Genomic DNA, 19,345 nt, shown 5'->3' with positions numbered 1-19,345 from the left:
GCAGAATAGGTCAGTTAACTTTTTCATAGCTGGTTCCTTTGCGATGATTTCCTTTTTAGTCGAAAGATCTGATCGCAGAACCAGCTTTTAGTTCCTGCCTATTTTTATCCCGAGTTCAGGTTAATTATTCTGTTGAAGCTGATTTACTGTAACGCCTTTACAGATAAGAGCTGAAGCAGCCACATTGGACTTATCGCTGAAATGGGCGCAAAACCCCTATTACGAAAACATGCTATTGCACGTGGAGCGCATGCTTGCCGTCCCCATTGTCCACATTAGTCTCTGCCCCTGAGTTCCTTCTCAATCATCGGGCTAAAGCGACATTTATCTGCTTCGCTTCTTCGGTTCTTCAGTGATGCTGGTTCAAGGGAGTGTTGACGGTAGAGACATTTTATCGGTTTGTAGCCTGGAAATAAGCTCAGTGGTTAGCCTCGGGCACTTGTTTTTATTGCAATTCACAACAGATCACAATATTGAAACTGTATCATATATCCAACAAGTAATTCATGCCTAACTCATTGACATCGAATGGTTAATTAATGTACGACTACTCTATCCGTAATTAATCAACCTCAAGAGGTACCTAAATTATGATTAAATATAACCGATTCAATTTAGGGTTGGGACGGCGCCTTTTCGCCATTTCGCTACTATTCACCGCGCTGGTTGCCATGCCTTCCGTCATTAGTGCCCAGTCGCTCGGATTCATGGATTCTATCCAGACCTCCGGTGATGGCGGCACCATCGAGCAGGTTGCTAATACGATGGTTTTTCCTGCATTCGAGGGTGAACTCAAGCCTTCGGGCAGTCTGGCCGTTGCGGCCATAGAGGACGCTGAATTTGTCAGGTCGGTCAAAGTGTTGGTTGCCTACGACGTCCCGGGTGCCCGACTCTTCACGCTAAGGGCTGGCGATACCACCATTTCGGCTAGTGTATCGGACTCTTCACTGTCTGTTATCTTCGGCATCGGTACCCCGCCGTTGACTGCCGAAAGTACTGTGTCTAAGTTGCTGTGGCGACCGATTTCACAGGACGTCAAATATCTACTGTTCACGGCCTATATCGTACCTTGGATCACCCCGCAATCGGAATGGTCCGACAGAGTGATCGTCACGGTGAATGAAGCCGCTGTGCATGATTCAAGAATCGTCACTGGCTGGGAAATTGCAAATCCGATTATTTCGGGTCTGTCCAATGAAGGGCTGGACGAGCTAATTCAAAGCTCGATCAGTGTTACCTCCAGCACGCTCGATAACCGTGGCATAGCGTTTTTCGAACAACGTTCCGTGCCGTTTTCCGACGAGCTCAGCTCGCACAATCGAAGTAAGCGTTGCGTCGAGGATTTTATCCAGGGGATTACATCGCTGACCGCATGGTGGTGGGAGATGCTGTTCGGTGCGCCGAGCATTTGCTCGAGCCTGCCGCAATCCGGGCTGCCGGCTCCGCAGATCGATCTCGTTCCTGTTCGGAATCAGCCCACCAACATTGATCTGAGCGTGTACGAAGCCGATGAGATTCAAGGGGGAGATGTACCTGACTTCGAGGTTGCGATGGGGGTGCAGTTCTGCAACGATCGTCCGCCCACACGCCGCACAGGCAACCCCGAGGACTGCACGCTGGCCGACCGTGATGCGATTCGTTTGATCGGCAATTTGTCACTGCGTTCTGTGCGTGAGTTGATCCAGAACATCAACGATTACCACGCCGACAGCGCGGCTGGCGCAGCCGCACCGCTACATCTGACGACCGGTAATGCGCAGCTCGATGCATGGATGATTGCCGATCCGGAGCGCGCAGCCAATGCGCTGAGTAGTGCTGCGAGCATCGCTCAGGTTTCGGACAGTCGCGCCAATCCGGAAAAGCCGAACAACATGCGGCAACGTAAGAAGAAAGTCGTCAAGGCCAGTTGTGCTGAAAACAACGCCATGCGAGAAGCCAGCGAGCAAGGCTGGGAGTGTGTGAGGAAGGCCAAACGCAAGCTCAAGCGGCAGGACGATGTGATCGCGGTACCACCGCAGTTGCAGACGGGCGGACGCTATTACCTAGCTGGAAGAAGCGAGTTTGATGTGTTGGTGCGGACATTCTTGCGGCCCGGTCCAGAATTACCGGCTGGCATCCGATCCAATGAGTTTGCTGGGCTAACTGCGGCGATCGCACACGACGGGGCATCAACCGGTGACAATCTTGGCATCGTGTACCTGAATAATCCTGTAAACCGCGGCCGGCAGCGTTTTCCATTCGGACTCAACCATATCTGGGCTCCCGGCGGAGGAGGTGGCGATCAAGGCCACCGTGAGGACTGGCGTGCGCTCTCGGTCAATTCGGCCTCTGACCTTACTCGCGTTATAATGGCCGCTCTGACCGATGTCCATGCGCAGTACACGCAGACCCGCACTGCTGATGGAAAGGTTGTTCGCACCTATAGACGCTTCAGTTTTATGGACGGTGGACGTCAGACAGTGTACCAGAACGTCCGTATCGTGCTGCGGCAAAACGGTATGGTCGTCACGGCGTTCCCGCTCAAGAATGCTAAACAGGAGGTTGTGCAGCTCAACATGTAAGCGTAAGCATCGCCGACATCCTATGACTAACATGGTGAGAACTTTTCTGAGTCGGCCTACGGGCTGGCTGTAGAGAAACTACCAGTAACAGAACAGCATGAGGGTATGTCTCCAAGCCAGAATTGTGTGTGAGGCCCAACAAGATTACGTAAATGATCATGATCGGCTCTTCGATTCCTGCGTAATCGGCTCAGCAGAAAACAAAGAACCCACCGTAAAGGTGGGTTCTTTGTCAGGATAATTTCGGTTTGGCGATGTAAGCCCAAAGCGATAATGTCCTAATATTTCCAAGTGAATCTATCCTATGTTTGCTTGGAGGTATTTAGGATGTTAGTTACGATGAACTACCATGAATTGTTTCTCCATTATCCAAGATGTGTTAAACAATAAGTTAAAGCGCCGAGATGCCACATCCATTCTTGGAATAAGCTACCGACACTTGCCTCGTATACTTAAAGCTTTTAGGAACTTGGCGTTGAATCCCTAGCTCATGGCAACCGCGGTAAACCTTCGAGCAATCGCATCAGCGATGACACCAAGCTCCACGCACTCAAACTTATCTCAGAATACTATCTAGATTTTGGTCCAACGCTCGTACATGAAAAGCTTACAGAGGTTCACGGATTTAATATCTCCTTGGAAACGCTTTGCCAGTGGATGATCGCTGATGCTCTTTGGGTTCCACATTCCAAGAGAAAACCTCGAATTTATCAACCTCGTTATCGCAGAGACTGCTTAGGTGAACTAATCCAAATTGATGGCTTTCACCACGACTGGTTTGAAGGACGATCTGACAAGTGCTGTCTATTAGTCTTTATCGATGATGCGACTGGACTCTTGATGAACTTACAGTTCAGTGAAACCGAGTCTGTAGTGGTTGTCCGTTCAAACCCGACGCATCAAGTGCAACCATTGCGGCATTAAAACAGAACGACTATCTTGGTTGGAGCCTTATGCTCCCACTACAACCACTACAACTATCATTGTTGCCGTGTTACTGACGATCAGCACTAGCTCTTCTTTGTTTTGAACTGCTGAATTACTAAACCTACAATAATCAGCACCAAACCAATAAGGGTGGTGGGGTGAATGGTTTCACCAATAATGGTAGCCAATAATAGTAGTGAGATAAAAGGTGAAGCGAAAATGAGATTACTGATCCTTGCGGTGTTGGCTGTGAGTTTTAATGCACTTAACCACAGCACGAAGGTCACCCCCATTTCGAATAAGCCGACATAAGTTACAGCACTCCAACCTTTGATGGTGATTTGTTGCCAACTTGCTCCTTCATAGCAACTTAAGCCAATGGCAAACGGAATAGCGATCAAAAATCCTAGTAAAACCCCAATAACAGGATCGGCGGTGTTTTTGGTATTGAGAATCCAGTAGCTTGCCCACAGCAGCGTCGATAACAAAGCTAACCCAACACCAAGCGGGCTATCAAATTGCATGGCTAAAATATCGCCTTTGGTTGCAATGACGACGACTCCGAAATAACTTAGTGCGCAAGCAATCCAATCTTGTTTGCGGATGGTTTGCCCCAAAAAAACGGCTGCCATAAGGGTCAGTGTGATAGCCCAACTGTAGTTGATCGCTTGCGCTTGAGAGGCGGGCAACAATGAGTAGGCTTTAAACAAAATAAGGTAATACGCGAGCGGGTTGATTAGCCCAAGTAATAAGTAATACCAAGGGTTGGCGAGAAAGGTACTGACGACTTGATTCAGTTTGCCTTGCACTGCACAAATCACCAATAGTGCCAAGCCTGAAACGATACTCGCAACAGTGAGCATTTGTATCGGAGTAAATTCTGCAAGAGTCAGTTTGAAAGCAGTGGCAACCGTTGACCACAATAATACGGCAGATAAACCAAAACCCAGTGCGCGTCGTTCGTCCATGCATCCTCATTACAATGATTGTTGAAATAGTGTTCAGCGGCGCAAGTCTATAGCTTGCTGTTAACTTGCACAAACTGGACATTTATCCAGTATCGAAATACCATTTAAGCATAACTGATGAAATAGAGTTAAGCCGTTATTATGCAATGGATTATTGAAAACCAAGTGTTAGTGCTTTCAACGTTAAGCAGTGCTGTGATCAGCGGCTCAGCGGTCGGTTGGTGGGTGAAACAAAAACTGAATCTAAAAAGCGAGTTATTGCAGCAGCAGATTGACACTAATAATACGCATCAGCAGCAGCAAATTACCGAGTTAAAACAAGCATTGCAACAATCGCAACAAGAGTTAGATGAGCTAGACGAAGAGCGAGACAAAGCTGCGTTTGAGCTTAAACAATCTCACGGTAAGTTGATGGCCGTAATGGAAAAATTGCGTTATTTCGAAGCAGTAAAACAAGAGCGGCAGCAGTATTCAAATGACTTAAACCAGATGCGAGAGCAGAAATCACAGCTCGAAGCGCAGTTACGCGAACAAGAAGCGCGCCATGAACAGCAAATTCAATCAAGCCAAGAAAAACTGCAACTGTTAGAGCGTGCTGAAGAGCGCTTAAAGCAACAATTTGAACATTTAGCCAATCAATTGTTTGAAGCAAAAACGGCCAAAGTTGATCAACAAAATCGTCAAAGTTTAGAAGGTTTGCTCTCTCCGCTCAAAGAACAACTCGAAGGATTTAAGAAACAGGTCAATGACAGCTTTAACCATGAGGCCAAAGAGCGCCACACATTAGTTCATGAGCTGAAAAACCTGCAACGCCTCAATGAACAGATGACTAAAGAGGCGGTGAATCTAACTCAAGCACTTAAAGGTGATAATAAACAGCAAGGTAATTGGGGGGAGGTGGTGTTAGCTCGTGTGTTGGCCGATTCGGGCTTGCGTGAAGGGCATGAATATCAAACCCAAGTCAGTTTGCAAAATGACGCAGGCAAGCGTTATCAGCCGGATGTTATTGTCTATTTACCACACAATAAACAAGTGGTGATTGACTCGAAAATGGCTTTGGTGGCGTATGAACGTTACTTTAATGCCGAAACTGAAACGCAGCGAGAGCGTGCATTAAGTGAGCATTTACTTGCACTACGAGCTCATATAAAAGGGTTAGGACAAAAAGATTATCATCAACTTAAGGGGCTTCAGAGCCTAGATTATGTGTTGATGTTTATTCCGGTTGAACCTGCTTTTCAGGTGGCGATTCAAGCTGACCATAGTTTGGTTAAAGACGCCATGGAGCAAAATATTATTTTGGTCAGCCCAACCACATTATTAGTGGCGCTACGTACTATTGATAATTTATGGCGCAATGACAGACAAAATCAAAACGCACAATTAATTGCCGAGCGAGCCAGCAAACTCTATGACAAACTGCGTTTATTTGTCGATGATATGGAAGGTTTAGGTGGGGCGTTGGATCGCGCTAATCAAAGCTACCAAGGGGCGATGAATAAGCTAGCGACAGGGCGTGGCAATGCCATTCGTCAAGCAGAAGGCTTCAAACAACTCGGCGTTGAAATTAAACATTCAATCAGTAGCGAATGGGCAGAACAAGCTCAAAATGAGGCATTGACTGAAAATGCCAAGGAAAATGAGCCGTTAGTAGAAAGACATCAAGCTGAGGATAAAGTAAACTAATCGTCCGCAGTAGCTTATAACAACACGTGCTGCCTAAGAGGAATTAGAATGACGGATACAAGCGTGCAATCAAAAACAGCGTTAGATACAACCAATACCACTCACTTTGGTTTTGAAACCGTAGCGAAAGAAGAAAAAGTGGCCAAAGTGGCACAAGTTTTTCACTCTGTTGCTACTAAATACGACATTATGAATGATCTGATGTCGGGTGGTATTCATCGTTTATGGAAGCGTTTCACGATTGATTGCAGTGGTGCTCGCCCAGGGCAACGTATTTTGGATCTCGGTGGTGGCACGGGCGATTTAACTGCGAAATTTTCTCGTATTGTTGGTGAGAAAGGGCACGTTATTCTGGCTGATATCAACAATTCAATGCTGAATGTTGGGCGCGATAAACTGCGTGATAACGGTATCGTAGGTAATGTGCATTACGTACAAGCCAATGCGGAAGAACTACCGTTTCCTGATAATTATTTTGATTGTATTACCATTAGTTTTTGTTTGCGTAATGTGACGGATAAAGACAAAGCATTGAGCTCAATGTTCCGTGTATTGAAGCCGGGTGGTCGCTTATTAGTATTGGAATTCTCTAAGCCAATTCTTGAGCCATTGTCGAAAGTATATGATGCGTACTCATTCCATTTGTTGCCGAAAATTGGTCAGATGATCGCCAATGATGCAGACAGTTATCGTTACTTGGCGGAATCTATCCGTATGCACCCAGATCAAGAAACCTTGAAAGGGATGATGGACGAAGCCGGCTTTGAGCAAACCAGCTACTACAACTTAACGGGCGGTATTGTAGCACTGCACCGTGGTTATAAATTCTAAGGATTGAGCATGCCGTTTGAGCCTTTAGTGACTGCCGCAATTGAAACGACACTCAACACGTTAATGCAAGACGATCCACAATTGGGTCGTCGTGTATCACGCCTTAAAGGGCAAGTGATCCAAGTTCATCTCAAAGAACTTAATAAAACATTGACCTTTATTTTTAGTCAGCAAATTGATGTTTTGGCTGACTATGAAGGCAAGCCTGACTGCTACCTCTCTCTTAATTTGTCGGTGTTGCCGCAATTGCGTGAACAAGCCAATATCACCCAGTTGATCAAGCAAGATAAATTGGTGTTGGAAGGCGATATTCAATTGGCGCAAAAATTTGCTCAACTCATGACGGATTGCAAACCTGATGTCGAAGAGTGGCTGTCGCGTATCACTGGGGATGTGGTTGCTCATACTTTGGTTCAAAGTATGAAAAATGCGGGGCAGTTATTACAAGCGCAAGTCTCTAAACACCAAAACCATATGGCACAAGTTTTGACCGAAGAGTGGCGTTTATTTCCTTGTTCGTTAGAAGTGGCTCATTTTTGTGATCAAGTGGATGACATAAAAAGTCAGGCCGCTCGTATAGAAGTAAAAATTCAACAACTGTTGGAGCAAGTATGACCCCAACTGAATGGAAGCGTTTATACCGAATCATTAAAGTTCAATTGGAATATGGCCTAGATGAACTCTTGCCAGAGCATCAATTAACGAAAGCTCCGATACTGGTACGTAAAGGACTGTTCTGGATGAAAAATCGCCATCCTGATAAAGCATTAGGTGAGCGATTGCGCTTAGCATTACAAGAGCTTGGCCCTGTATGGATTAAGTTTGGGCAGATGATGTCTACGCGGCGCGATCTTTTTCCTCCGCATATCGCAGACCAGCTTGCGCTATTACAAGATAAAGTAACGCCTTTTGATGGCGCGTTAGCTAAACTTCAGATGGAAAAAGCGCTGGGTGGCAGCCTTGAAACTTGGTTTGATGATTTTGATATTGAACCGCTCGCTTCCGCTTCAATTGCGCAAGTGCATACGGCAAAACTTAAATCATCAGGGCGGGAAATCGTACTAAAAGTGATTCGCCCTGATATTCAGCCTGTCATTGATGCAGATATCAAACTCATGTACCGCATGGCACGCATTGTAGCCAAAGCCTTACCGGAAGCTCGACGACTCAAGCCTGTTGAAGTTGTACGTGAGTACGACAAAACCCTTCGTGATGAACTCGACCTCCGTCGTGAGGCAGCCAATGCCATTCAACTGCGTCGCAACTTTGAAAATAGCGAAGAATTATACGTACCAGAAATTATTCCTGACTTTAGTAATAAAACTGTCATGGTTTCTGAGCGAATATACGGCATCCAGGTTTCAGACATTGCAGGGTTACAAGCCAATGGCACGAATATGAAACTTTTGGCGGAACGTGGCGTGAGCGTCTTTTTCACTCAAGTTTTCCGCGACAGTTTCTTTCATGCAGATATGCACCCTGGTAATGTGTTCGTCAACCCAGAAAACCCAGAAAACCCACAGTGGATAGGGTTAGATTGTGGTATTGTTGGTACGTTAAATAGTGAAGATAAACGTTACTTAGCTGAGAATTTTCTTGCCTTTTTTAACCGCGACTATCGCCGGGTTGCACAATTGCATGTTGATTCAGGATGGGTTCCACGTGAAACCAACATTGATGAATTTGAATTTGCGATTCGCATTGTGTGCGAGCCAATTTTCGCTAAACCATTATGCGAAATTTCATTTGGCCATGTGTTGCTAAACCTATTTAACACAGCTCGTCGTTTCAATATGGAAGTGCAACCGCAGTTGGTGCTACTGCAAAAAACCTTGTTGTATGTTGAAGGGTTAGGACGGCAACTGTACCCACAATTAGATTTGTGGCAAACAGCGAAACCATTTTTAGAAAAATGGATGATGAATCAAGTTGGACCACAAGCGTTAATTAATGCGTTAAAAGACCGAGCACCATTTTGGGTCGAAAAATTACCAGAATTGCCTGAGCTTCTTTACGATAGCCTCAGACAAGCTAAAGCAATGAACCAACAAATGGATCAGTTTTATCAGGGTTACTGTGACACTAAGCGTCAACAGGCGACCGGGAAGTTTTTATTTGGCATTGGTGCCACTTTAATCGTATGCTCAGCAATATTAGTCAACAGTATTTACCAGCCATTGTCACTGACAGTAGGGCTTGTGGGTATCACATTTTGGCTGTTTAGCTGGCGAGCTTATCGTTAATAAGCGGTAAGCTCTAAGAATTGTTATTTTGTTTAAAAAATCCCCGAGGTAAAGAAAATGGGCGGTATCAGTATCTGGCAACTTCTTATCATTGCGGTAATTGTTGTATTGCTATTTGGAACGAAAAAATTACGCGGCATTGGCGGCGATTTAGGCGGTGCAGTTAAAGGCTTTAAAAAAGCGATGAGTGAAGATGAACCTGCGAAAAAAGATGCAGACTTTGAACCGAAAAACTTAGATCAGCAGAAATCGGAAGCGACTGCTGAAACTAAAAAAGATAAAGAGCAGGCATAACACGTGTTTGATATCGGTTTCTGGGAACTGGTATTAATATCTGTTGTTGCGCTGGTGGTTCTTGGGCCTGAACGTTTGCCTCATGCGATTCGCAGCGTGGCTAAATTTGTCAGTACTGCAAAGAACATGGCGAACAGTGTGAAAGATGAATTAGCACACGAGCTTAAAGTTCAAGAACTGCAAGATAACTTGCGTAAAGCTGAGCAAATGGGGATGGAAGATTTATCTCCAGAACTTAAGTCTTCAGTGGAGCAGTTAAAGCAAGCTGCGCAAGATGTTCAGCGACCTTATGCTAATCCATTACCTTCAGATGTAGCATCAGAACGTAGTGAAGATATCGTTGAAGCCACTCCCTCTTCAACGGATTCGCAGCCAGCAACGGCAGATAAGAAAGCCGATTAGTCTCTATTGGAGGAGTTACTGCTGCGGCTGTCGCTCCTCTTTTGATCTATTTATATGAGGTTCGATATGTCTTCTGCTGAGCAGACGCAGCCTTTAATTAGCCATTTGTTGGAATTACGAGACCGGTTATTGCGAGCGATTGCCGCCGTGGTCGTTATTTTTATCGGCTTGGTGTATTTTTCGAGCGATATCTATGATTTTGTCTCTAAACCGTTGGTAGAGCGTTTGCCCGAAGGGGCAACCATGATCGCTACCGATGTTGCATCGCCGTTTTTTACCCCCTTAAAATTAACCTTGATCGCCTCAGTATTCATTGCGGTGCCATTTATCTTGTATCAAGTTTGGGCGTTTGTTGCTCCAGGCTTGTACAAGCATGAGCGCCGCTTAGTGATGCCTTTGATGTTTTCCAGTTCACTGCTGTTTTACTGTGGCGTCGCTTTTGCCTATTTTGTGGTGTTTCCGCTGGTGTTTGGATTTTTTACCGCGATATCTTTAGGGGGAGTTGAATTTGCAACCGATATTTCGAGTTATCTTGATTTCGTTTTAGCGCTCTTTTTAGCCTTTGGTATCGCCTTTGAAGTACCTGTTGCCATTATTTTATTGTGTTGGACTGGTGCGACTGATCCTAAGACTTTGGGTGAAAAACGCCCTTATATTATTGTTGGAGCATTTGTCGTCGGCATGCTGCTGACACCGCCAGACTTAGTGTCACAAACCTTACTTGCGATACCAATGTGTTTGTTGTTTGAAGTTGGATTATTCTTTGCACGTTTTTATGTGCGTAAAGAGAGTGATGAAGAGCAACAATAAAAAATAGAGCATATCGTTGAATAGAAAAAGCGGCAGATTTGCCGCTTTTTCTATTTATATCTCATCGATTATTTAAATAGCAAATAATGAGTTTGCGTTTAGGTTGGTAATGGTTTGAATTTCATCCAACGACCTGTCGGTTAACTGTGCGACACGCTGAGCGACTAACTGTGTGTAAGCGGGTTCATTACGTTTCCCTCGGTGTGGAACGGGGGCCAAGTAAGGGCAGTCGGTCTCAAGTATCACCCACTGTAAATTCAATTGTGGGATCACCACATCCATTCCACCATTTTTGAAGGTAGATACTCCACCAAGGCCAAGGTGGAATCCTAAATCGTTAATTGCCTTTGCCTCTTCAATGCTACCGCCAAAGCAATGAAATACACCCGTTAGTGATCCATCTTGTTCTTTGGCGAGTAACTGTAAAGTTTCGTTGATTGAATCACGGGTATGAATTACAACAGGTAAATCACGCTCTTTGGCCCAGTTGAGCTGGGTGATAAAGGCCTTCTCTTGCTGAGCTTTGAAGGTTTTATCCCAGTATAAATCGATACCGATTTCTCCCACGGCGATAAAAGGGTGTTTATCAAACCATGACTCAATCACAGTCAGCGTTTGTTCGACATTTTCATCGACATAGCAAGGGTGAAGCCCCAGCATTGAATGGCAAATGTCAGGGTAAGCTGCTTCGGTTGCTAGCATCGGTTGGATTGAGTCGAGATTGATATTCGGCAGCAGTATTTTTTCAATCCCTTGTGTTTTAGCGCGTTGCACGACTTCATCCCGATCGTGATCAAATTCAGCAGCATAAATATGGGCATGGGTATCAATCATGGTCTGTCTCTATCAATAAGAAATATTCTGAGAGTATACGTAAGTGTGAGCCTGAGATCATTTTTCTGATTTTTATAGATTGCCGCTAGCGTCACAAAGCGAGAGTGATATGATTTCGCCACACTTGATCAACAGCGGTGCTAAAGAAAGATCGCTTTCTTTGACTGCGAAAAAACAAGGAGAATAGAGTGTCAGTATCCATTCAAGGTCAGTTCCCTGGGCGTCGTATGCGTCGTCTACGCAAGCATGATTTCAGCCGTCGCCTAATGGCTGAGAATCAGTTATCGGTTAACGATCTGATTTACCCAATGTTCATTCTAATGGGGAAAGATCGTCGTGAGCCTGTGGAGTCAATGCCAGGTATTGAACGCCTCTCTATTGATTTAATGTTGGAAGAAGCCTTGCATTTAGCAAACCTTGGAGTACCTGCGATCGCGCTTTTTCCTGTCGTTAACCAAGATGCAAAAAGCTTATGTGCAGCAGAGGCTTATAATCCAGACGGTTTGGTGCAACGTGCGGTTCGTCTACTGAAAGAGCATGTTCCACAAATTGGTGTGATCACCGATGTTGCGCTTGATCCATTCACCACTCATGGTCAAGACGGCATCATCGATGAAACGGGTTATGTGATGAATGATGAAACGACGGAAGTGCTGATCAAACAAGCTTTATCGCATGCTGAGGCTGGAGCAGATGTGGTTGCGCCATCCGACATGATGGATGGCCGTATTGGTAAGATTCGTCAAGCTCTAGAAGAAGCCGGTTTTATTCACACCCAAATCATGGCTTATTCTGCAAAATATGCTTCATGCTATTACGGGCCATTTCGTGATGCGGTTGGTTCAACCGCAAATCTTAAAGGTGGTGATAAGAAAAACTACCAGATGGATCCAGCCAATAGCGATGAAGCTATTCAAGAAGTTGCGATGGACATCAACGAAGGTGCGGATATGGTAATGGTTAAGCCTGGCATGCCATACCTTGATATTGTTCGTCGCGTGAAATCTGAACTACAAGTTCCAACCTTTGCTTATCAAGTCTCTGGTGAATATGCGATGCACAAAGCCGCTATTCTAAACGGTTGGCTGAAAGAGCGTGAAACGGTCATGGAATCATTGTTGTGCTTTAAGCGTGCTGGTGCTGATGGCATTTTGACGTACTTTGCAAAAGATGTCGCGCAATGGCTAGCCGAAGAAAACGCAAAGCCAGCGCAGTATTTACAGACTGACGCTGAATAATCTTGATCATACATTTCTAGGCTGACTTTATCCCCTTCCTACTCTAAGTTGTTTGGGTATAGGTCAGCTTTTTTATTTCCTGAAAATTCCTGCATTGAATTTTATTAATTGCATGAAAAATAAAATAAATGTTCCTTTTCTCTATTGAGCCTATCATTGTATTTGTGCCGATATAAAAAATAAATGATATTTTTTCTCATTTAAACTTGATAATTAAATGAGAATCATTATTATTAACTTTGTCTTAGGGACGAGGAGAGTTCACAAGGACGTCAAGTTTACGATTCACCAACGATTTGGTGTTAATAGTGACGAGACAAATTGCTAATGAACTTGCACCGCTTCTTTTTGACACGACATTGCTCACATTGCTTCCAGTGTAATTTATAGCTTTATAGCAAAACTGAATGAGTTACTTCACTTAGTTTTGACTTTTTCTGCTAGGCGACATCTTCGGGTGTCGCTTTTTTATATCTAAACGATCAAGTGATTCCTAGTGGGTGTCTAAAAGGGCAGCGGTAGTCTTTTCCACAATGGATGATCGTAAAAAGATCATGGCAGTATTGTTCGATCTTTGTTTTTGTATTTTAAATACAATAAGTTAAGTGTGTCTTTTGGGTATTTATGTGCATAGTGATAACGTGTGGATAAAAGTTATGAACAGAGTTGTCCACAGATTAGCTTGTGCACTGCAGGGCAAATAAGCAAAATCTTTCGAAGCTAGGCGTGTGTTGGCGTGGAAACCTTTGGGCAGTCATGGCATCCTTAGTCATTACATTCTGTATTCTCCTTGGATAGCAAAAGACAATGGCTCGTATACCAGATAACCCGTTCATTCTAATTGATGGTTCTTCATACCTTTACCGTGCATTTCATGCCTACCCTGGCACTATGAGTAATGGTGAAATCCCAACTAATGCCGTATATGGTGTGGTTAATATGCTGCGTAGCATGATGCGCCAGTTTTCTTCTGAGCGCATGGTGGTTATTTTTGATGCGAAGGGGAAAACCTTCCGTGATGAGATGTATCCACAATATAAAGCTAACCGACCACCAATGCCGGATGATTTGCGTTGTCAAATAGAGCCATTACATAATGTAATTCGAGCCATGGGTTTACCCCTTATATCTATTGAAGGTGTGGAAGCAGATGACGTAATCGGCACGCTAGCATCTCAGGCCTCCAAAGTGGGTATGCCCGTCTTAATAAGTACTGGCGATAAAGACATGGCGCAATTGGTAGATGACAATATTACGTTGATCAACACCATGACCAATCTAGTACTTGATCGAGAAGGGGTGATTGAAAAATTTGGTATTCCACCAGAACTTATTATCGACTATTTGGCTCTGATGGGCGATAAAGTGGATAACATTCCCGGTGTTCCGGGCGTTGGTGAAAAAACTGCTTTGGCTTTGCTACAAGGTATCGGCAGTCTTGAACAGATCTATGACAATTTAGATAAGATAGCCCCATTAGGTTTCCGTGGTTCGAAGACCATGGCGCAAAAACTGGCTGATAATCGTGAGAATGCGTTCCTTTCTTATCAGTTAGCGACCATCAAACTTGATGTTGATTTAGATGAAAAACCAGAAGCATTGCTGAAAACTCAGCCGAATATTGATGAACTAATTAAACTGTACGGGCAGCTAACTTTTAAGTCTTGGTTAACCGAGTTGCTTGACGGTGGCACTGGCGTCATTGAAGCAGATGAAAGGTCGGGCAGTGCGATGCCTTCTTCATCCAGTTTAGCTTCAGAGGTTGATAGCTCAGCGGTGACGATTGATCGCAGTCAGTACCAAACTATTTTAGATGAAAAAACATTTAGCGAATGGTTAGATAAGTTGAAAGCGGCCGATGTATTTGCTTTTGATACGGAAACCGACAGCCTAGATTACATGGTAGCAAATTTAGTCGGTGTTTCATTTGCGACAGAGGAAGGCGTTGCCGCGTATGTTCCTGTGGCTCATGATTACTTAGATGCACCGCAACAGCTTGATCGAGACTGGGTCTTATCACAACTAAAACCGATTCTAGAAGATGATAACCAAGCCAAAGTAGGGCAAAACCTCAAGTACGATGCGAGCGTATTGGCACGCTACGATATTGAGATGAGAGGCATTAAACACGACACTATGCTGGCTTCTTACGTTTATAACAGCGTAGGTGGCAAACATGATATGGACAGCCTAGCATTGAGGTTTTTACAGCATAGCTGCATCTCATTCGAGCAAGTTGCAGGTAAAGGCAAAAACCAACTGACGTTCAACCAAATCGATCTAGAACAAGCCGCGCCTTATGCTGCGGAAGATGCCGATGTTACTTTGCGGCTCCACCATCGTTTGATGGGTTATATCGAGCAAGATGAAAAACTGAACAGCGTTTATCAGCAAATTGAAGTGCCGCTAGTGCCAGTTTTATCGCGTATTGAGCGTACCGGTGTGATGATTGACGATATGCTGCTTAGCGCTCAATCACACGAAATAGCCGCTCGCTTAGATGAGCTTGAGCAAAAAGCGTTTGAGATTGCTGGCCAGCCTTTTAATCTCAGCTCGCCAAAACAGTTACAAACCATTTTGTTTGAGCAAATGGGTTTGCCTGTTATCAAGAAAACGCCAACCGGTGCTCCGTCAACGAATGAAGAAGTACTGCAAGAGTTAGCGCTTGATTATCCATTGCCGAAAGTGATTATTGAGCATCGTGGTTTAGCCAAACTGAAATCCACCTACACCGATAAACTGCCGAAGATGATTAACCCAACCACAGGGCGAGTGCATACTTCTTATCATCAGGCTGTGACTGCGACGGGCCGTTTGTCGTCGACCGATCCGAACTTGCAAAATATTCCTATTCGTAATGAAGAGGGGCGCCGTATTCGCCAAGCATTTGTTGCACCTCATGGTTGGAAAATCATGGCTGTCGACTACTCGCAGATTGAATTGCGTATTATGGCGCATCTGTCTGGTGATAAAGCACTGCTTGAAGCCTTCCAACAAGGAAAAGATATCCATGCCGCGACCGCTGCCGAGATTCTTGGGGTCAGTATTGATCAGGTGAGTAGCGAACAGCGTCGCCGAGCTAAAGCGGTTAACTTCGGTCTCATTTATGGAATGAGTGCATTCGGGCTAGCCAAACAGCTTGGTATTTCACGCGGTGAGGCACAAGGGTATATGGATAAATACTTTGAACGTTATCCTGGCGTAATGCAGTACATGGAGGATACTCGCTCAACGGCAAGTGAGTTGGGATATGTTGAAACCTTGCTGGGACGTCGTTTGTATTTACCTGAAATTAAATCTCGTAATGGGATGCGTCGTAAAGCGGCTGAACGTGCGGCGATCAATGCGCCGATGCAAGGTACTGCTGCCGACATTATCAAAAAAGCGATGTTGTTGGTCGATGCATGGATTGAAGAGCATGGACAAGGACGAGTTAAGTTATTGATGCAAGTACACGATGAATTAGTATTTGAAGTTCAAGAGACAGCTTTAGCCAAAATTGAAAGTAAAGTACAACAATTGATGGAATCTGCAGCGGATCTTAAAGTGCCATTAGTGGCTGATACTGGTCATGGAGATAACTGGGATCAGGCGCATTAATCGTTTTTCACACTAAACACCCTGATTTGTATGAGCCAGCACACAAATGCTGGCTTTTTTTTATCATGAAATAAGAATGGTGCATTTTATGTGTTCTGTTGTTTAAGAAATATTTAGTGAAAAAAAACTACAAAAAAGTTTCCAATTTCTGACCACTTGTTGTACATTAACTCTCGTAGGGTACAGAGGTTAGATGTTCTATCTTTCAGACCTTTTGTTTCACGTTATTGGATTAGGCTGATTCAGCCGCCCCAGTCAGTATTTGACTGGGGCGTTTTTTATTGGGCGAAACAAAAATCAATTCAGCGATCCCATTCTATTTTCAGTCACGTTATTTTCTTTATTTTGGCTTATCTCTATTTTGTATATAACACACGGTTTTGTAAGAAATCATCAATCACATTTTTATTATTTCTACTAGAAAATCAAGTTAGTGCTAGAGGTGCTTTTCGGTTTATTTACCTTTTATTCAATGAGTTGTGGCTGTTTGCGGTTTTATAAAGCAGGAAAAATATAGACGCTAAGCTATTGAAAAATGGTGTGGGTTAGGTAATGCTTAACGTATAAGAATAACGATTAATTTTTCTCTCCCGTTGCCCCACCAAGATGGTGGGGATTTTTGTTTTTATCACTTCTCTTTTGCTGCACATAAACCTTTGCCGCAATCTGTTAGGGTTCAATATCAGTCGCCAAAAAAAAGCCCCACCAAGCAAAATGGTAGGGCTAAATTATGTATCGACATGGAATTACTCGGGTTGAGAATCGTCGATAGAGGTTGTTTCTGTTAACTCTTCATCGGCTTGCTCTGCGTCTAAATGTGCTAACGCTGGTGCAAACCAAGTGTCCAGTTTATTGCGTAGGATATCGACTCCGAGTCCTTTGAGTGAAGAAAAAGCATCAACACTCACATCACCGCCAAACGCTCGCGCATCTTCACGAATTTTTAACACTTGAGCCTTGCGAGCACCACTTTTTAGCTTATCAGCTTTGGTCAGTAGTACTTGTACGGGAATGTTGCAATCGACTGCCCAGTAAATAAGTTGCTGATCGAGATCTTTCATCGGGTGACGAATGTCCATCAGTACCACCAGCCCTTTCAAACAGCGACGTTTTTGTAGATATTCTCCGAGCGACTTCTGCCATTTTTTCTTCATTTCTAGAGGAACTTGAGCAAAGCCATAACCCGGTAAATCAACGATGTGGCAACCGTCCATCACCTTAAATAGGTTGATTAGCTGAGTGCGGCCAGGTGTTTTACTGGTTTTCGCCAAGCTCTTTTGATTCGTCAGGCGGTTAAGCGAGCTTGACTTACCTGCGTTGGAGCGTCCTGCAAACGCAATTTCTATTCCTTCGTCATCAGGTAGATGACGAATGTCAGGCGCACTGGTAATGAAATGCGTGTTTTGATAATGAATTTTTACGCTCACTGTTAACTCCATCTCGACTTTGTGTAGTCGATTGATTACTTTTTTGTGAAATTGTGTAAAATAACCGTGCTCGGCATAAGGTCGCCTATTGTACCATGAGTCGCCACTGAGAGTGAGTAGCAACTGTCTGGTGGTACTGGAAGCTTGATAATTATAAATGGAATGTCATGAAGAAATTAGCGCTAATCTTGAGTCTTTTAGCCAGCTGCTCAGTGTGGGCCCAAGGCAGCATCGAAGCTGGTAAAGCAAAATCTCAAACATGTGTTGCCTGTCACGGTGCTGACGGTAACAGTTTAATTACTACCTATCCTAAACTTGCAGGTCAACACGCTAAATATATGGAGAAGCAGTTAATTGAATTGCGACTTGGTATGACCAGCGGTGGCAAGCAAGGTCGTTATGATCCGGTCATGAGTGGTATGGCTATGCCGCTTAGTGATGAAGATATTTCGGATCTTTCGGCTTATTTCGCCTCTTTACCTATTTCAGCCAACTCAACGCCTGAAGATATCGTTAAGACTGGTAAAGCATTGTATAGCGGCGGTGATGCAGAGCGTGGTTTGACCGCATGTATTGCTTGTCATGGTCCGCGAGGTAATGGCACTGAGCTTTCAGGTTTCCCTAAAATTTCTGGTCAGCATGCTGACTACATCAAAGCTCAGCTGCAAAAATTTCGTGAAGGTTCACGTAACAATGACATGAACGGTATGATGCAAGATGTAGCTAAAAAGCTAACCGATGCTGATATCGAAATTTTGTCTAAATACGTTGGTGGCCTGCACTAATCCCTATATCGTTCGAGCAAAGTTTTATGAAAACGCCCTAGTATTATGCTGGGGCGTTTTCTTTTGTGAGCTTGATCACTGGCCGTTTTTTGCAACGAGAGGATAACTTACCCATTGCGCTGTAAGAGATCGACCATACTTGATGGCGCAATCGATGATGGTCACTACATAAGCTATTGAATTTACGGATAGCCGGATAGTTACTTTGAAAAAGAGTGTAAAAATAGCTCAATTGACGTTGAGTCAAATGTGCTGTCGAGTAAAGTAACCACATCGGCAAGACGCTGATAAAGGAATTCAGACCAAGGTGGTCTCCAAGGAGTAGGCAAAGGATGCTGCTTTTAGGAATAAGGATTAGCGCAAGCAAGGGAGCTTGCGCGATAAGGATGGTCGACTCGTCTAAAGGTTCGGACAGGGAAAAGGATCAGGCTTGGGATAAGCCCAGTGGCAGGATGTCAGTAGGATAGACAAAATTCATCAGGAAGATGAAAAACAACACCTTTTGCATGGAAAGCACCAAGAACAAAAGGAATATTGTGCACGCGATGAGTGCAACACAGTTTCGCCACCTTAGGTGGCACATTTTAGAGAGCGATAGGGTGACCTATCGCTTTTTTTGTATCGAGAAAACCCCCAGCTAGGCTGGGGGTTCCGTAAAGCTTACAGCTATAAGTCAGTTATATAACCCCTTTCAATTTGATAAAAACGTCTTGTGGTCTGGCAACTGCAAGAGTCAATT

At 44.3% G+C, this 19,345-nt stretch carries 15 protein-coding genes and 1 pseudogene; 13 read left to right on the top strand and 3 right to left on the bottom strand.

The window, feature by feature from the left end; translation table 11 throughout:
- Positions 1-590: 590 nt before the first annotated feature.
- Positions 591-2,561: a hypothetical protein gene (locus tag AACW06_RS17090; protein WP_192075994.1), complete on the top strand. Its 1,971-nt coding sequence runs from the start codon at positions 591-593 to the stop codon at positions 2,559-2,561.
- 636 nt (positions 2,562-3,197) lie between these two features.
- Complete coding sequence (locus tag AACW06_RS21075) at positions 3,198-3,485, top strand: hypothetical protein (protein ID WP_192075993.1); 288 nt, start codon at positions 3,198-3,200, stop codon at positions 3,483-3,485.
- Between the two features lie 86 nt (positions 3,486-3,571).
- On the opposite strand, the gene AACW06_RS17080 is transcribed toward AACW06_RS21075, so the two are convergent.
- Positions 3,572-4,456, bottom strand: coding sequence for a DMT family transporter (locus AACW06_RS17080; RefSeq protein ID WP_192075992.1), 885 nt, complete (start codon positions 4,454-4,456; stop codon positions 3,572-3,574).
- A gap of 141 nt (positions 4,457-4,597) precedes the next feature.
- Here AACW06_RS17080 and rmuC point away from each other — a divergent pair, with 141 nt between their 5' ends.
- The 7 genes and pseudogenes from rmuC to tatC all read left to right on the top strand — a co-directional run bounded on the left by rmuC (position 4,598) and on the right by tatC (position 10,722).
- Positions 4,598-6,142 carry a DNA recombination protein RmuC gene (gene rmuC, locus AACW06_RS17075; protein WP_192075991.1) on the top strand — a complete coding sequence of 515 codons (1,545 nt, stop codon included), beginning with the start codon at positions 4,598-4,600 and terminating at the stop codon, positions 6,140-6,142.
- Between the two features lie 48 nt (positions 6,143-6,190).
- Positions 6,191-6,973 carry a bifunctional demethylmenaquinone methyltransferase/2-methoxy-6-polyprenyl-1,4-benzoquinol methylase UbiE gene (ubiE, locus tag AACW06_RS17070; protein ID WP_192075990.1) on the top strand — a complete coding sequence of 261 codons (783 nt, stop codon included), beginning with the start codon at positions 6,191-6,193 and terminating at the stop codon, positions 6,971-6,973.
- A gap of 9 nt (positions 6,974-6,982) precedes the next feature.
- Positions 6,983-7,588: a ubiquinone biosynthesis accessory factor UbiJ gene (locus AACW06_RS17065; protein WP_192075989.1), complete on the top strand. Its 606-nt coding sequence runs from the start codon at positions 6,983-6,985 to the stop codon at positions 7,586-7,588.
- Positions 7,585-9,216 carry a ubiquinone biosynthesis regulatory protein kinase UbiB gene (gene ubiB, locus AACW06_RS17060; protein WP_192075988.1) on the top strand — a complete coding sequence of 544 codons (1,632 nt, stop codon included), beginning with the start codon at positions 7,585-7,587 and terminating at the stop codon, positions 9,214-9,216. Before AACW06_RS17065 ends, ubiB begins: the two co-directional genes overlap by 4 nt.
- 57 nt (positions 9,217-9,273) lie before the next feature.
- Positions 9,274-9,510, top strand: coding sequence for a Sec-independent protein translocase subunit TatA (tatA, locus tag AACW06_RS17055; RefSeq protein ID WP_192075987.1), 237 nt, complete (start codon positions 9,274-9,276; stop codon positions 9,508-9,510).
- A 3-nt stretch (positions 9,511-9,513) separates the two neighbouring features.
- Positions 9,514-9,811 (top strand): annotated as a pseudogene (gene tatB / locus AACW06_RS17050) (Sec-independent protein translocase protein TatB); the annotation flags it as partial.
- Positions 9,812-9,978: 167 nt separating this feature from the next.
- Complete coding sequence (tatC, locus tag AACW06_RS17045) at positions 9,979-10,722, top strand: twin-arginine translocase subunit TatC (RefSeq protein WP_192075985.1); 744 nt, start codon at positions 9,979-9,981, stop codon at positions 10,720-10,722.
- Between the two features lie 72 nt (positions 10,723-10,794).
- Here tatC and AACW06_RS17040 read toward each other — a convergent pair whose 3' ends face one another.
- Positions 10,795-11,556: a TatD family hydrolase gene (locus AACW06_RS17040; RefSeq protein WP_192075984.1), complete on the bottom strand. Its 762-nt coding sequence runs from the start codon at positions 11,554-11,556 to the stop codon at positions 10,795-10,797.
- A gap of 188 nt (positions 11,557-11,744) precedes the next feature.
- Between AACW06_RS17040 and hemB the strand changes: the two genes are divergently transcribed.
- From hemB to AACW06_RS21070, 3 genes are all read left to right on the top strand, one after another.
- Positions 11,745-12,794 carry a porphobilinogen synthase gene (gene hemB / locus AACW06_RS17035; protein ID WP_053309763.1) on the top strand — a complete coding sequence of 350 codons (1,050 nt, stop codon included), beginning with the start codon at positions 11,745-11,747 and terminating at the stop codon, positions 12,792-12,794.
- Between the two features lie 807 nt (positions 12,795-13,601).
- Positions 13,602-16,394: a DNA polymerase I gene (polA, locus tag AACW06_RS17030; RefSeq protein ID WP_192075983.1), complete on the top strand. Its 2,793-nt coding sequence runs from the start codon at positions 13,602-13,604 to the stop codon at positions 16,392-16,394.
- Between the two features lie 193 nt (positions 16,395-16,587).
- Complete coding sequence (locus tag AACW06_RS21070) at positions 16,588-16,635, top strand: hypothetical protein (protein WP_438356636.1); 48 nt, start codon at positions 16,588-16,590, stop codon at positions 16,633-16,635.
- A gap of 505 nt (positions 16,636-17,140) precedes the next feature.
- Here AACW06_RS21070 and yihA read toward each other — a convergent pair.
- Positions 17,141-17,821 (bottom strand): ribosome biogenesis GTP-binding protein YihA/YsxC, encoded by a 681-nt coding sequence (gene yihA, locus AACW06_RS17025; RefSeq protein ID WP_053309761.1) that lies wholly within the window; start codon positions 17,819-17,821, stop codon positions 17,141-17,143.
- Between the two features lie 167 nt (positions 17,822-17,988).
- On the opposite strand from yihA, the gene AACW06_RS17020 reads away from it, so the two are divergent.
- The gene (locus tag AACW06_RS17020; protein ID WP_192075982.1) at positions 17,989-18,606 is read left to right on the top strand and encodes a c-type cytochrome; all 618 of its coding nucleotides are present in this window, start codon (positions 17,989-17,991) and stop codon (positions 18,604-18,606) included.
- The last annotated feature ends 739 nt before the right edge of the window (positions 18,607-19,345 follow it).

Origin of the sequence: Vibrio sp. S12_S33 (assembly GCF_963889785.1) — a bacterium.
Taxonomy (GTDB): Bacteria; Pseudomonadota; Gammaproteobacteria; order Enterobacterales; family Vibrionaceae; genus Vibrio; species Vibrio aestuarianus.
The sequence above is the reverse complement of the archived record's forward strand: the minus strand, read 5'-3'. Positions and strand labels throughout refer to the sequence as shown.

Excerpts from the sequence above, each read along its gene's own strand:
- AACW06_RS17090 (WP_192075994.1), top strand. The coding sequence starts at position 591 with ATGATTAAATATAACCGATTCAATTTAGGGTTGGGACGGCGCCTTTTC.
- AACW06_RS17080 (WP_192075992.1), bottom strand. The coding sequence starts at position 4,456 with ATGGACGAACGACGCGCACTGGGTTTTGGTTTATCTGCCGTATTATTG.
- rmuC (WP_192075991.1), top strand. The coding sequence starts at position 4,598 with ATGCAATGGATTATTGAAAACCAAGTGTTAGTGCTTTCAACGTTAAGC.
- ubiE (WP_192075990.1), top strand. The coding sequence starts at position 6,191 with ATGACGGATACAAGCGTGCAATCAAAAACAGCGTTAGATACAACCAAT.
- AACW06_RS17065 (WP_192075989.1), top strand. The coding sequence starts at position 6,983 with ATGCCGTTTGAGCCTTTAGTGACTGCCGCAATTGAAACGACACTCAAC.
- ubiB (WP_192075988.1), top strand. The coding sequence starts at position 7,585 with ATGACCCCAACTGAATGGAAGCGTTTATACCGAATCATTAAAGTTCAA.
- tatA (WP_192075987.1), top strand. The coding sequence starts at position 9,274 with ATGGGCGGTATCAGTATCTGGCAACTTCTTATCATTGCGGTAATTGTT.
- tatC (WP_192075985.1), top strand. The coding sequence starts at position 9,979 with ATGTCTTCTGCTGAGCAGACGCAGCCTTTAATTAGCCATTTGTTGGAA.
- AACW06_RS17040 (WP_192075984.1), bottom strand. The coding sequence starts at position 11,556 with ATGATTGATACCCATGCCCATATTTATGCTGCTGAATTTGATCACGAT.
- polA (WP_192075983.1), top strand. The coding sequence starts at position 13,602 with ATGGCTCGTATACCAGATAACCCGTTCATTCTAATTGATGGTTCTTCA.
- AACW06_RS17020 (WP_192075982.1), top strand. The coding sequence starts at position 17,989 with ATGAAGAAATTAGCGCTAATCTTGAGTCTTTTAGCCAGCTGCTCAGTG.